Source organism: Rheinheimera baltica, assembly GCF_030731985.1.
GTDB lineage: Bacteria > Pseudomonadota > Gammaproteobacteria > Enterobacterales > Alteromonadaceae > Alishewanella > Alishewanella baltica.
In genome coordinates this window covers 126,708-141,565 of record NZ_JAPJDY010000001.1, presented here as the reverse complement: position 1 = coordinate 141,565, position 14,858 = coordinate 126,708, and the positions used below count along the sequence as shown (strand labels likewise).

Genomic DNA, 14,858 nt, shown 5'->3' with positions numbered 1-14,858 from the left:
CTGTTTTGTGATTAATATGATGATAAAACTGAGTCTGGAATGAGGTTTAGATGCTGTTAACCTTGATAATAACACTGGTAATTGCACTGGTCGTTATTGCTGTAATAGTCAATGCCATTCAACAACATAAAGAGCGATTGGCGACGTTAAGACGAGCAGAATTCAGTAAGCTTCGGACAATATTAGAAGACACTGAAGAGCTGTTGGTTAATTCGCCAAATGTGCCAATGTCTCCAGGTATGAGTCAAATGCTACTCAGGCGTACAGCATTAACGTTAAAAGCAATGGTTGAATTGGAGAGCAGCGCCAGAGACATTAAGCAGCGACTAGAAGAAACGGAAAAGCGACTTGCCGATAGTAATTCAGATACAAATAGCATGTCTGATGCGGTAGCGTTGCCAGACAATGATCAACAGTTGATTGGCATGATTAAAGGCATTAAAAAACTGCGCACAGTACTGCGCGCAGAGCACGCCCGAGGCAATGTTGATACACAAATGGTGATACAGGAAGACAAGCGCCTGGAAATCTTACAGCTTAAAATAAACGTAGAAAGCCAGATAAAACGCGGTAGCCAGGCCAGAACAAACAACATGCTAGGGTCAGCAAGGCAATATTATGAAAAAGCGCTTACTGCACTGAGTAACACACCACATCAAGATGACTATTCTACAACGCGAAAGTCAGAAGTAATACAAGCCTTACAAGATATAGCCAGTGAGCTTAAAGAAGGCAATATGCGGGATCGCGAAAAGAAAGAAGAAAAAGAAAACAAAGATCTGGACGAGTTATTTGCACCAAAACGCAAATGGTAATAACCGTTTAATGTATATAAAGTACATTTAAAAAAGGGGTTGCAGTGGCAACCCCTTTTTAGTCATTAACACACTAGCTTTTCGTTACAACCCATTTGCCATTCTCAAACCACGCTGACCAGCCACTTGCTTTGCCGTCTCGCTCAGACATGACATATTGTTGTTTCGTCTTACGGCTCCAACGCACTATCGCCGGATTTCCATCCGGATCTTTTACCGGGGCATCGGCTAAATAATAAAACTTCGGTGATAAACGTTCACGAAATTGAGCCAGTTCAGCAACCAATGGAGCCCGGGTTTCACGTGATTTAGGAAACGTAGACGCGGCAAGGAATAAACCTGCCGCCCCATCTCGCAGCACAAAATAAGCGTCAGATTTTTCACACTTAAGTTCAGGCAAATGCACCGGATCTTCTTTTGGTGGCGCGGCTTCTCCACTGCGTAACAGCTTACGGGTATTTTTACACTCCGAATTGGTGCAACCAAAGTACTTACCGAATCGGCCTGACTTTAATTGCATATCTGAACCGCATTTATCGCATTCAATTAGCGGGCCATCGTAGCCTTTAATCTTGAAACTGCCCTGCTCAACATCAAAGCCATCACAAGCCGGGTTATTCCCACAAACATGCAATTTGCGCTGCTCATCAATTAAATAGCTGTCCATTGCGGTTCCGCACTTGGCACAACGCTTTTTCTGCCGTAATGCTTCAGTTTCCATTTCCTCATCGTCAACAACCTTAACCGCTTCATCGCCTGGCACTAAATTCATCGTGGTAGTGCAACGTTCTTTAGGCGGAAGATTGTAACCAGAGCACCCAAGAAACACCCCGGTTGACGCAGTACGAATACCCATGGCTCGGCCACAGGTTGGACAAACGATATCAGTAATAACAACCTGATTTAATCGCATGCCACCTTGTTCAGGATCGTTCTCAGCCGTTTTCAACTTTTGCGAGAAATCACCGTAAAAACTATCGAGCTCTTTGCGCCACTGCGCCTGGGCGTTGGCTATATCATCCAACTTCAGCTCCATATTGGCGGTAAAATCGTAGTTCATTAAGTCGTTAAAATTTTCAACTAATCTGTCTGTAACAATCTCGCCCATTTTTTCCGCATAAAAGCGCTTATTCTCAACCCGCACATAACCCCGGTCTTGAATAGTAGAAATGATTGACGCATACGTAGATGGCCGGCCAATACCACGCTTCTCAAGCTCTTTAACTAAACTGGCTTCGCTAAAGCGCGCGGTTGGCTTGGTAAAATGCTGAGCGCTGTGTAATTGCTCCAGCTGCAGCATTTCACCAGGCTTTACGTCGGGCAACAGGCTATCTTCCTCGTCTTTTCGCTTAACGGCTGGCTGTACTTTAGTCCAACCATCAAAACGTAATACCCGCCCTTTGGCTTTTAATTCAAATTCTGCCGCTTGCACGATAATATTAGTGACGTCATACAATGCGGGTGGCATCTGACACGCGACAAACTGACGCCAAATCAATTCATACAGCTTGCGTGCATCAGCTTCCATATCTGCCAGACTGCTAGCCAGCACGTCAACATCTGAAGGCCGTATCGCTTCATGTGCTTCTTGTGCGTTGGCTTTGCTGCCATAGCTTAGCGGTTGCTCGGGCAAGTACTTATTACCAAACTGCTCAACGATATAGTCACGACACGCGTTAACCGCATCTGCACTTAAATTCGTTGAGTCGGTTCGCATATAGGTGATGTGACCGGCTTCGTATAGACGTTGAGCCAGCATCATGGTTTTCTTAACACCATAGCCTAGCCTTGTGCTGGCGGCTTGTTGCAAAGTAGAGGTAATAAACGGCGCTTGCGGTTTGCTGCTACTGGGTTTATCTTCGCGCTCCAGCACCTTGTATCCAGCAGTATTCAAGGTGGCTAATGCGGCTTCTGCTTCCGCTTTATTAACGGGCTTAAAGGCTTTGCCCTGTTGCTTGGTCACATCTAATTGCAATGCCTGTTTTGCCGCAGTTAAAGTATCTGCTGCTACCGTCCAGTATTCTTCCGGGACAAAGGCTTTAATCTCACGCTCGCGTTCGACCACTAAACGCACGGCTACAGATTGCACGCGCCCGGCGGACAAGCCGCGAGCCACTTTTTTCCAAAGTAAAGGGGACACCATAAAACCGACGACGCGATCTAAAAACCGTCTGGCTTGCTGTGCATTTACCCGAGCGACATTAACCTCACCAGGTTCGTTAAACGCACTTTGAATGGCATTTTTGGTAATTTCATTAAATACCACACGTTTAAATTTCTGCTCTTCGCCACCGATAATCTGCTGCAAATGCCAGGCAATAGCTTCTCCCTCTCGGTCTAAGTCCGTTGCCAGATATACGGTATCGGCTTTTTCAGCAAGTGCTTTGAGCTCTTTCACCACTTTTTCTTTACCGGGCAAAATTTCGTAACGTGCTTTCCAGCCGTTTTCCGGATCGATACCCATACGGTCTACCAACGCCTGGTAGGCTTTTTCTTCTTTACTCAGCGTTTTTTTATCCGTTGATTTTTCTTTGCTACTACTCGTAGGCAAATCACGAATATGACCAACACTCGATTTGACGATAAAGTCTTTACCCAAATACTTGTTAATCGTTTTCGCTTTTGCCGGTGATTCGACTATAACCAGTGATTTCGCCATCTTAATCCTGTGGTCCCTATCTTTTCAGTGCATGCCAACAATGCTGCTTTTTTAACATATATCCGCAAACCGCAGTTGTGACAAGTGAATAAACTCATTATTATGCAAACCAGCTCAAATTAAGAGCTGTCTGGCGAAACGTTCGCCAAAACAAATGAAGCATCCTAAGCGGCCGCAAAAATAATAAAAACAGTGCCCATTCCAAATAAAGGATATAAAGCAAATATGAAATTTTTTGAAGCAAACTTCGATGGCCTGGTAGGGCCAACCCACAACTATGCCGGTTTATCTATCGGCAATGTTGCCTCGCTTTCTAATGCCAAAAATAGCTCAAGCCCCAGACAAGCGGCTAAGCAAGGCTTAAGTAAAATGAAAGCCTTACACGATTTGGGCTTGGTTCAAGGGGTATTAGCACCACAAGAACGCCCTGATGTCTATACACTGCGTCGTCTGGGCTTTACCGGCACAGACGCCCAGGTTATAGAAAAAGCCGCCAAACAGGCGCCTGCTGTGTTTAAAGCTGTGTGCTCTGCATCAAGCATGTGGACAGCCAATGCTGCCACTATTTCACCCAGTGCAGACACTGCAGATGGCAAAATACACTTTACACCAGCTAATTTAACCAACAAATTCCACCGCTCATTAGAGCCTGTCACTACCGGCAAAATTTTGCAGGCTATGTTCCGTGACCCTAAACATTTTGCGCATCATACACATTTACCGGACAATGATCACTTCGGTGATGAAGGCGCAGCCAATCATACCAGACTTTGCAGTGCCTACGGCAAACAAGGCGTAGAACTGTTTGTGTTTGGACGATATGCATTTGACAGCAGCAAACCAATACCTAAACGCTACCCTGCCCGCCACACACTTGAAGCATGTGAAGCGGTTGCCCGCTTACATGGTTTAAGTGATGAGCATGTGGTTTATATTCAGCAGAACCCCGATGTTATAGATCAAGGTGTGTTTCACAACGACGTTATTGCCGTAGGTAACCAAAACGTGCTGTTTTATCATCAGCAAGCTTTTGTTGATACGCAGCATAAACTTGCTGAACTACAACGCAAATTTGGTAACGACACCGAACTACACCTTATTGAAGTGAAAGACTCGGAAGTAACTGTTGAGCAAGCCGTTAAAACGTATCTGTTTAATACGCAGGTCATTACACTGCCTAATGGCGAAATGGCAATTATTGCACCGACAGAAAGCCAGGATAACCCTGCGGTTTCAGCCTACTTAGCCGAGCTTACCCAGCGTAATACGCCCATTAAGCATGTGCATTACTACGATGTAAAACAAAGTATGCAAAATGGTGGCGGCCCGGCGTGTTTACGGTTGCGGGTTGCGATGAGCGAAGGCGAAAAGCAAGCGCTTAATCAACATGTGTTAATGAACGAGAGTTTATTTACCATATTAAACCAGTGGGTTGATAAGCATTACCGCGATCAACTAAGCGAAGCTGATTTGGTCGACCCGCAATTACTGCTTGAGTCACGTACCGCACTTGATGAACTAACGCAGATATTACAACTGGGTTCAGTGTATCAATTCCAGCAAGATTAATATTCACTAGTAAAAACAAAGGGAGCCTCTGGCTCCCTTTTTTAATATCACCCGGTACTTTAAACTAATACATCAGCGTCAAAACTAAAACCCCGGCGTTAAGCGCTGGGGTTTTATTTAACCAACGAATACGTCTAAAACACTATTCAAAATACTTTGGTGGAGAGAAACAATCGTTAATTGCACCAAAAGGATTTCTCGGCGGTGGTGAAGCTTCATTGGTGGTATCTTCCGACGATACTGTCAAATTATACTCTCTGTATGCCACGTTCTCAGTACCCGCTGCAAAGCCAGACACCTGTATCCTTAAATCTAACCAAGCACCGTGATCCTGTGGATACAACACCTCAAACGTTGCAATACCATTTTCATCAGCAGTAACGGTTTGCGGTACTGTTGCAGCATTGCCCGGTGTTAAAAGACCATCTGTATTACGATCCTCGCCGGTACCTGGCTGTCCATCTACCAAGGTTAAAATGCCATTTAAGTCCTGATCTTCATTAGCACAAGTGTGTAATCTTAATGAAGCCCATACTTTAAAAGCTTCAGGCGGTTGAGGGTCTTTAACCCAATAACCTATACCGTAAGAAACAGGTACAGCAGCTACATTTAACTGCTGATTTGCAACCGGATTTCCTGAGCTGTCCGTTACAATAATAGAAAACTCTTTCGCATACATGCTCTGATTCGGCTTAGTAATAGTATTACCTGTACCAAAACGGAAGAACAAGGTTCTTTCACCTACTGCAATATCGGTCATCCCACTAATAGTGCTATTGCTTTGCAGGGTACCTTTGATCTGTAAGTTAAGGCCATTAACCCCAGCCCCAGTGTTAGTGTCGGCAGTAAATACCGTCGACGCTACACCTTGCGAATTGGTAACCGCGGTACCCGCACTAATCAGGCCGCCAGCAGAGTTATCTAATGAGAATACTATGGTTTGGCCTTTTACCGGATTATTGTTTACATCACGCACTATCGCGCGCACTGCACTGGTTTCACCAGGCCCAACCTGCGCAGGAAATGCTTGAACTTCTACCGTTGTTGGGTTTATTGCAATAAATTCAATTGTCTTTTTCGCACTTACCGAACCTTCATCAATCCCGCCAGTAGCACTAAGGGTTGCTAAACCAGCATATTCAGAACGCACAACAGCCTGAGCTTTACCTTCAGCATCAGTTATATTTCCAGCAGACACTGCACCCGCTAAATTAGCAGCCGTATCAGCAATTTCACCACGTGTCGTATTGAAAGTTACTTCAGCGCCAACATTTGGCGAATTGTTAACTAACCACTCTACATTCACTGATTGTGCACTATCAAGTGGCACTTCAAGTAATTGGTTTACCTCATTTGCTTCTGCTAAAAATGAAAATGCATCAGCACTAATATTTATTGTTGCGCCATTAGAGGCGCCTAAAGTCGATACTGTTATGGTGTCAGAACCACTATTTACAGCGGTGTAGGTAAAACTAGCTTTACCTGCTGCACCAACAGTTTGTGGAGAGGTATCACTGATGGTGTTACCCAGTGCTGAAACCACTTCGATTTCCGTCCCCTGAATACCAGTATTATTTGAGTCAGTTAAAAAAATGTCAATTACGGCTGTATCGCCAAGAACAACAGAAGTTGGCGCGGCAATTTGCAACGTTGTACCAACTACGGCAACGGTTAATACTGAGCTTTGCTGCTGCACACGTGCCGTTACGGTAATGTCACGCAGCTGCTTATCTGTCTGAGTGGTTAACGTTGCTTTTGCTACACCACTCTCTAACGTTACATCGTCAATTTGTGTTAGTTCGCCAGAATCAGTTGCGAAGGTCACCGGAATATTTTCCAGCACAACATTATTAGTATCACGCACTAACGCCGTTAATTCGACCTTACTGCCAGCACCAGAACCTAACATCAGCGAGTCAGCAATTAATGACACACTACCAACGGTAACATCGACAGTGTCACCGCCATCACCGGCGGAGTTAAAGCCTGCGCTGATGGTAGCGTTGTCGTAACTTGCTGTTACCGTGCCCGCACCGCTTTTATTACCCACTAGCAAGCCAATCGTCGCTACGCCATTGGCGTTAGTTAACGCCGTGCCCGCAGCATTAGCAAAGCTAGCCAGGTCAGTATCATTCAAGGTAAATGCAATCAATTTATTAGCAACGACACCACTATTTGTTGCCGTTAGCGTTACCGTTGCCGTTAATGGCGTGTCCTGCGACAACGCAGTTGACTCAGCACCACCGGCATCTGATAAATTAACACTCAAGGTATAGACAGGCGTATTACCCCCACCACCTGTGCCACCTGTATCTAATGTGCCACCACCACTGCAAGCAGCCAATGATATCACCATTAATGCAATGAGAAATTGCTGGATGTTTCGCATGAAAACTCTCCCTAGCTGTATTTATTATATAGTTTTTGTTAATTCTGTATCTTAAACCATTAATCTTACAAACGTTACAGCTATTTTGAAAAAAAATTTGTCTAAATATGCCTTTCGCATGTTCAACCTGTTAGGCTTAGCGCCATTAGGAACATAATATTATTCGAATTTTATGACAAATAAAAAAAAGCTGGGATTAACAGCTCGCATTGTAATAGGCATGATTGCGGGTATAGCGGTTGGTTTTGTTTTTAAATTACTGCTGGCAGGACAAGACGATCGCATACTGCACATTCTAGGCATGGACATCGCGTTAAAAGCCCTTTTTGTTGACGGATTTTTTCACATTGGTGGCGAAATTTTTATCGCAAGCTTAAAAATGCTGGTTGTGCCATTAGTCTTTGTCTCTTTGGTGTGCGGAACCTGTTCGCTCTCAGACACCTCGGCGCTTGGCCGGCTTGGGGGCAAAACCATTGCCTTGTATTTGGTTACCACCGCGATAGCAATAAGTTTGGCCATTTTTGCCGCTTTGTTAATTAGTCCGGGCGATGGTGTGCAAATGCAGTCGGACGCGACGTTTAATCCAAACGAAGCCCCGGCATTATCACAAGTGTTTATCAATATTTTCCCCAGTAACCCTATAGACTCTATGGCCAAAGGCAACATGCTACAAATTATCGTTTTTGCGGTACTTTTTGGCCTTGCCATGGCAATGAGTGGCAAAGCGGGTGAAAGGCTTGCTAGTGTGTTTTCCGACCTTAGTGATGTCATCATGAAACTGGTGACGTTACTAATGAATTTGGCACCTTATGGTGTGTTTTTCCTGATGGCGAAACTCTTTACCAGCTTGGGGCTTGAAACGATTGCGAGCTTGGCAAAATATTTTGGTGTTGTAATGGCGGTGTTGTTGATACATGGTGTGGTGAGCTATGCCATTATCTTAAAATTGCTGTCGGGCCTAAACCCTATGATTTTTTTCCGAAAAATGCAGGATGCCGCCTTATTTGGTTTTAGTACGTCAAGCAGTAATGCAACTATGCCGGTGACAATGGAAACTGTGACGAAAAAATTGGGGGTAAAAAACAGCATTGCATCCTTCACCGTACCGCTTGGCGCTACCATTAACATGGATGGCACTGCCATTATGCAAGGTGTTGCAACGGTGTTTATTGCTCAGGTTTTTGGTGTGGATTTAACCTTAACAGATTATCTTATGGTGGTCTTAACAGCGACATTAGCCTCAGTAGGCACTGCGGGTGTGCCCGGGGTTGGCCTTATAATGCTGGCGATGGTATTGCAGCAAGTTGGCTTACCGGTAGAGGGTATCGCGTTAATTATTGGTGTAGACCGCTTGTTAGACATGACTCGCACTGCAGTAAATGTAACAGGCGACGCCATGGTGTCGTGTATCGTTGGTAAAAGCGAAGGCGCTTTTGATCAAACCGTATTTGATGATGAAAATGCAGGATGTAAAGAAGAAGACGTAGACTTCCACCACCTGCGATAACACGCCCTATCAGATATTACGCTGCTATTAAGGCAGCGTAATGCAGTAGGCGACTTCAAATAATGTTGAGGTATCGAATCTGCGCCTGGCGAAACCTTTACCCGTTATATTCAGTTTTTCCAATACCTCGATAGCCGCAGTTGGAAATAGTGACTCCAACTCCTCCCGATAGACACTAAATGGTGGTCCCTGCTTCTCATGCTGCGGATATTCAACGGTAATTAATAAAATTCTACTGCCACCAGGTAGCAACTGCTGTAATTTCCTAGCGTATTGCTGCCGCATGGTTTCAGGCAACGCTATAAGTGCAGCGCGGTCATAAACAAAACTACAACCTGCAGTGTGTTGTGGCGTTAACGCGAAAAAATCTCCTTGCCATAAAGTAATAGCATCACCTTGAAAGCAGTTAAAATCACCAACTTGGGTTTGGGTGAACGCTCTGTTTTGCTCAATAAAAAAATCGCGGCACGCTATAGGTGACAGCTCAGCGCCAACAACTGAAGAAAAATTTGCCAGGTACTGAATATCCGGAGACTTACCACATAACGGCACTAAAACCGGCCCTTTACCTGAGTCAACATGTGCTAACCATTTCTGCAGCAAAGGATGGGCAGCCTCAAGCTGAAACCCTAGTTCATTTTGCTGCCACCGAGCATGCCAAAAAGTTGCGTCCATTATCGTAACCAGGCGTGTTGAATTAACTTTTGCCACCAATGCGACACTATACCCGCGGAGCCCATGCCGACTTTTTCTGCTAAACCTTTGCGTAATTGATATTTAACCTGAAATACATGTCGCTGCGGCATTTGGGCCAAAACATAGTCATCACTGGTCTGGATAGTATCAATCAGGTTCAACGGCAGCGCCTGATGGCCGAACCAATGTTCACCGGTGGCAACGGTATCAATATCAAGCTGAGGCCGGTGCTGTTGCACAAACTGTTTAAACAACACATGAGTGTCTTCCAGTTCTTGCTGAAACTTCTGCCTGCCTTTGTTGGTATTTTCACCAAATAACGTAATGGTGCGTTTAAATTCCCCGGCGGTAAACTGTTCGAAATCCACATCGTGTTTTTTCAGCAATTTATTAAAATTTGGAATTTGCGCAATCACACCAATAGATCCAACGATAGCAAAAGGTGCCGCTAAAATAGTATTACCGATACAAGCCATCATATAGCCGCCACTGGCTGCAACCTTGTCTATAGCCACAGTTAGATTAATCTGTTGCTGGCGTAATCTATCCAATTGTGATGCTGCCAGGCCATATCCATGAACTACACCGCCTCCACTTTCTAACCGCAATAACACTTCATCTTCTTTCGTTGCCACTGCAAGTATCGCGGTGACTTCTTCCCTTAACGACTCAGCTTCACGGGCATCCATACTGCCATTAAAATCAACAACAAATAATTTTGGCTTAACGCTAGTTTTATTTTTACTCTGTGCTTTTTGCCATTGCTTAAATGCCTTCTTACCCAAAAGCTGCTGTTGAAACTCTTCCGCCATTGTCTGATATTGTTCGGTTAAATCGGTTACCGATAACTGGCCTTTTTTCGGCTTACCTTTTACGGTGGCTGCACCGGCAACAACCCCAACAATAATGGCAATGGCAACAACAAACGTCAGTGTCTTGGCAAAAAACAACCCGTATTCGTATAAAAATTCCACGTATCAATCCTTTCATTTTCGTTTGCGATATTGTATCGCCTTAGCAGAAAAGAAAAAGCCCGGCGAACCGGGCTTTAACGTTTATTGACGTGATTAATTGGCTGGTGCCAAAACGCCTGGATTTGCAACTACTAATGCAGTGCCTTTGCTCGCTAAGAACGACGCAACATGTGTTTGCATTTCCACTGTTGCAGCCACACTCGATGAAGGGTCTAGCAGAGAACTATGGCTACCCGCGGTGAAACGCGCAATAACATTACCCGCTAAGGCCTGTGGACCAGCAGTCGTGTCAATGCTTGTTGCACCCAGTAAACGTGCTAAAGGCTCAGTACCACCCAGTGGCATACCTGTAGTTTGATTTGGGATAACTCGGTCTGAAGTAGATGAGTTAATGCCATCACCAATAACTTCAGCAATGTAGACTGGCGTCTCAGTTACAGCCAGTAATTGTGCGTAGTTATTAGGATCACCACTATCCGTTACCGTTTGCGCTGCAAAAGCAAACTGTGCCAGCGTCGCTTGTATTGTTGCTAACGTTGCAGCACCATTGCTAGCACCCGGCAGGCTTGCCACGTATGCATCGACATACTGCGCCGCGCAGCCAGTAAAGCTAGCTGGATTAGCTATTAACTCGGGGCATGGCGTGCCTTCTGTTGCTAAATATTGCACAAAGCCAGGCTGAAGTGCCGGCGATCCCAGAATAACGCTCGCTTTGATCAGGCCACCAAAACTTGCAGATTCAAGCAAGAAGTTAGCAACAGCACCACCAGGTACAGTTAACGCTGCTGATTTAATGCTATAAGCCGCATCTAACATCTGATTACCACTTGGGCTATTGGCTATAGCTACAGCAGATGTGCCGGTTATAGAACCCAGTGAAATACCCAACAACTGCACATTTGACATATCCAATGAGATACCTTGCACACTATTAAGTGCTAAGCGCAGCGCCAAAATATCTGCAACGCTTTGGCGCAAATTGTCACGGGTCACCAACAAGTTTGACAAGTTCATGTAAACAGTTGCATTGCCGTTAGAAATACCACAGCCCGAGCCAGAAGCATTAATACCAGCAAAACCTCTGTCACCATGTAACGGTTGATCCATTGCTACAGTAGCAAAACCTTGTTGTGTTAAAGCCGCAGTAACCGCCAGCATGTTTTCTTTGCAAGACGTTATACCGTGCGTCAACATAACAACCGGCCATCCCGTAGCCGGTGTTGGTGCATTTGGAGCCGTCATAAGAACCGGAACAGTTTCATAAGAATTAATTTTAGGGATGGTATTAAACTTGGTCAGGTGACGTGCGCTGTCTAAGCCCAAATCGCGTAATTGACCTTGCGATAATGCAGCACACAAACCATCATTTACTGACACCGGTGATTCAGGAATAACACCTTCAGGTGCCTGGGCTAAAATTGCGCCACTATCACATGCCGCCATCCAACGGGTGCTTAGCGGCGCCGTTGGTGCTTCAGCAGTTTGAGCGCCAAGATAATAAGGTAGCTTAACACTGCCTTGATACAGTATTACATTGTCAAAAGACGGATTACCGGTTAATGGCGTACCAGGGATCATAGACACTGGTGCAACGGCTTGCACACCAAAAGATGTTGGCGCGTACGGTGAACCAGGTGCGGCCATCAATGACTTCACGGTTGCCAGCACATTCGTTGTAGATTGAGTAGTAATGGCTGCAGTGTAAATGATGCTATCGCGATCAACCCCTTCAGCTTCAATCGCATCTTCAAAACTATTAATAAGCTTCTGTAATGAAATTTGTGAGGGGGTGCTAAGTGGTAGCGCATCATCGTCCTGTTTTACCAATTCATAGGACGTTGAAGGAGCGATAGATTGACCGTTGCTATCTTCAATCAGCGACGTTAACACCGACATATAGGTTGTGGCAGATTTAAGCGGTTTTAAAGGAACAACAACAATGTTGTTGCCACTCACTGTTGTGACAAAATCCTGGCCAAAGGTTAACTCAGCAACGGCTTGGCAGGCAAAACCTCTAAATGGAGTCTGACATTCATCAACCGCTGAGGCTGGATCTTGCATTACCATTTCATACAAACGCACTGCACCTGGTTGTTGTACTGAACTTGCAACCAGCGTCGCGCCAGGTGCAAGGTCAACTGCCATGGTAAACGGGTTTTGGGTTGACCAACCGTCCAGTGCACCTAACGCAACCTCAGGGTTCGTGTAGTCTGGTGTTGGGCCAGCATCCAGCGTTAAGGTGCCATCCATTGTGCCCTGGAACAACAAATCATTGGGTACTGATAGGCGTGGGGTACTGGCAGCCGGATCGAAAACGACGCGTGAATACGGTTTTACGGTGTTTTCACCGACTTCGGTTTTAATGTCATCTAAAGACTCACTGCCACACCCGGTCAAACCAAGTGCGAGTGTTACAGCTACACTGAGTGCCAGCTTGTTCATAGTTTCTCCCCCTATCCTTATTTTTTCTTTTTTATATGCAAAACAAATTTTCGTTTTGCTTATTGGTAATTCTATTCATATAGCTGCAACAGCTACGACCAGTTAAAGTTAACTCAAACCTAAGCAATTCGCTAGCTGAAAAATACAGAATCCGCTAAGAAAGGTGCAAAGTGACCTAATTGCGAGTATGCTTGCGCCGTTTTTGCGGCAAGAGGTTAAGGTTTATGCAAAGTTATCAAGCAGCTAATGACGCACTAAAAGATAAAGTAATATTGGTTACCGGAGCCGGTGACGGTATTGGCAAAGAGGCAGCATTAACTTATGCTAGCCACGGTGCTACAGTGATATTGCTAGGAAAGACCGTCAGTAAACTAACAGCAGTCTACGATGAAATTATCGCCGCAGGCGGCAAAGAACCAGCTATCATACCGTTGGATTTAAAAGGTGCTACCGCAAAACATTACCGCGATATGGCATCAACAATACAGGCAGAATTCGGTAAACTTGATGGCGTATTGCATAATGCGGGCATACTTGGTGTTCTAAGCCCTTTTGAACATATTGACCTGCCAACCTGGAACGACATAATGCAGGTAAACGTTACCGCAGCTATGTTAATAAGCCAAGCGCTTATCCCCGTATTAAAACGTTCAGAGTCTGCATCGATTGTGTTTACGTCGTCTGGTGTTGGGCGCAAAGGGCGAGCGTTTTGGGGGCCCTATGCTGTATCAAAATTTGCTACTGAAGGCCTGATGCAAATTATGGCCGATGAGTTTGATAATACGACAGTAAGAGTAAATTGTATAAACCCTGGCGCCACCCGTACAAAAATGCGTAGTCGTGCTTACCCTGGGGAAGATGTTAGCTTGCTTAAAACGCCGGCAGATTTAATGTGGTTATATTTATATTTAATGAGTGACGACAGTAAAGACGTCAATGGCCAATCTCTGGATGCCCAGATAAAGTAACTCATTGCAAATAAAAAAACCCGGCACATGGCCGGGTTATTTATTATTAAATCATTTTACTTTGCCGTCAAAATTTCTTCATCATTTGCAGCGGCCCATTCGTTCCAGGCTCCCACTTTGGCATTAAAATTCTCAACTGCTTGTGCAGTGGCTTCAGCGATCAAACCATCAATTTGCTTTGCATATTTTTTCTCTACCTTGGCAACCGGCACCACATCAATACCTCGCGCCTGCAAGCCCTTTTTCATCGTATGAGTACGCAATAACTGCAGTTGGCCATTTTCGACATAAAAATATTGGCTGTCTTTATTAATTGTTTTAAATTTTGGCTTGGTTGGTCGCTTTGCTGTCTTCGCAGACGTATCCGCTGCAGCAACAATAACATTTTCATTGTTTAACTTATAACCTAACTGCTCCAGGGTGAATCCTTGCGACTTCGCTAACTGCTCTAATTGCGTAATCAACTCAACTTCATTTTGACGTTCAGCTAAAACCGAATTAAGGACATCAATCACTTCTGTTAATTTAGCGAGTGTTAGCTCTTTAGCTGCTTTTTTAAGCTCACGTTTATCTAATAAAATTGACATTACAATCTCCTTTAATAACTAATGCTAACAGCATAATCAATCAGCCAAAAAAAATAAAGGCAAAACAAATAATGTTATAAAATTAAAAATCTCCTCATTCAGCTTGAGTTAATAATTATTCAATACTATGCACGATGGCACATTAAAACATTTTATAATAACAAATGTACTATTTTTTGTTATTCTAAAAATAATAAAACCCTATCACAGTAGCTATTATCCAATAGAAAGTGAGATTTTTGCTGGTCGGTG

Annotated in this window: 10 protein-coding genes; 4 read left to right on the top strand and 6 right to left on the bottom strand. The window is 44.5% G+C overall.

Features of this window, described 5'->3' with window-relative positions:
- Positions 1-50: 50 nt before the first annotated feature.
- Complete coding sequence (locus tag ORJ00_RS00695) at positions 51-815, top strand: hypothetical protein (RefSeq protein WP_306125187.1); 765 nt, start codon at positions 51-53, stop codon at positions 813-815.
- 73 nt (positions 816-888) lie between these two features.
- On the opposite strand, the gene topA is transcribed toward ORJ00_RS00695, so the two are convergent.
- Positions 889-3,474 (bottom strand): type I DNA topoisomerase, encoded by a 2,586-nt coding sequence (gene topA / locus ORJ00_RS00690; protein ID WP_306138710.1) that lies wholly within the window; start codon positions 3,472-3,474, stop codon positions 889-891.
- 225 nt (positions 3,475-3,699) lie between these two features.
- Between topA and astB the strand changes: the two genes are divergently transcribed.
- Complete coding sequence (astB, locus tag ORJ00_RS00685; RefSeq protein ID WP_306138709.1) at positions 3,700-5,043, top strand: N-succinylarginine dihydrolase; 1,344 nt, start codon at positions 3,700-3,702, stop codon at positions 5,041-5,043.
- Positions 5,044-5,185: 142 nt separating this feature from the next.
- Here astB and ORJ00_RS00680 read toward each other — a convergent pair whose 3' ends face one another.
- Positions 5,186-7,432 (bottom strand): Ig-like domain-containing protein, encoded by a 2,247-nt coding sequence (locus ORJ00_RS00680; RefSeq protein WP_306138708.1) that lies wholly within the window; start codon positions 7,430-7,432, stop codon positions 5,186-5,188.
- Positions 7,433-7,604: 172 nt separating this feature from the next.
- Here ORJ00_RS00680 and ORJ00_RS00675 point away from each other — a divergent pair, with 172 nt between their 5' ends.
- A complete protein-coding gene (locus ORJ00_RS00675; protein ID WP_306138707.1) occupies positions 7,605-8,939 on the top strand; it encodes a dicarboxylate/amino acid:cation symporter in 1,335 nt (444 codons plus the stop codon).
- Between the two features lie 27 nt (positions 8,940-8,966).
- Here the strand turns inward: ORJ00_RS00675 and ORJ00_RS00670 are convergent, their stop codons facing one another.
- The 3 genes from ORJ00_RS00670 to ORJ00_RS00660 all read right to left on the bottom strand — a co-directional run bounded on the left by ORJ00_RS00670 (position 8,967) and on the right by ORJ00_RS00660 (position 13,051).
- A complete protein-coding gene (locus tag ORJ00_RS00670; protein ID WP_306138706.1) occupies positions 8,967-9,614 on the bottom strand; it encodes a thiopurine S-methyltransferase in 648 nt (215 codons plus the stop codon).
- Positions 9,614-10,609, bottom strand: coding sequence for a protease SohB (gene sohB, locus ORJ00_RS00665; RefSeq protein ID WP_306138705.1), 996 nt, complete (start codon positions 10,607-10,609; stop codon positions 9,614-9,616). Before sohB ends, ORJ00_RS00670 begins: the two co-directional genes overlap by 1 nt.
- Before the next feature lie 93 nt (positions 10,610-10,702).
- On the bottom strand, positions 10,703-13,051 hold the full coding sequence (locus ORJ00_RS00660) for a VolA/Pla-1 family phospholipase (RefSeq protein WP_306125181.1): 2,349 nt from the start codon (positions 13,049-13,051) through the stop codon (positions 10,703-10,705).
- 224 nt (positions 13,052-13,275) lie between these two features.
- On the opposite strand from ORJ00_RS00660, the gene ORJ00_RS00655 reads away from it, so the two are divergent.
- Positions 13,276-14,019, top strand: a complete 744-nt coding sequence (locus ORJ00_RS00655; protein WP_305973047.1) for a YciK family oxidoreductase — start codon at positions 13,276-13,278, stop codon at positions 14,017-14,019.
- Between the two features lie 56 nt (positions 14,020-14,075).
- Here ORJ00_RS00655 and ORJ00_RS00650 read toward each other — a convergent pair whose 3' ends face one another.
- The gene (locus tag ORJ00_RS00650) at positions 14,076-14,606 is read right to left on the bottom strand and encodes an H-NS family histone-like protein (RefSeq protein ID WP_306125180.1); all 531 of its coding nucleotides are present in this window, start codon (positions 14,604-14,606) and stop codon (positions 14,076-14,078) included.
- Positions 14,607-14,858: the final 252 nt, after the last annotated feature.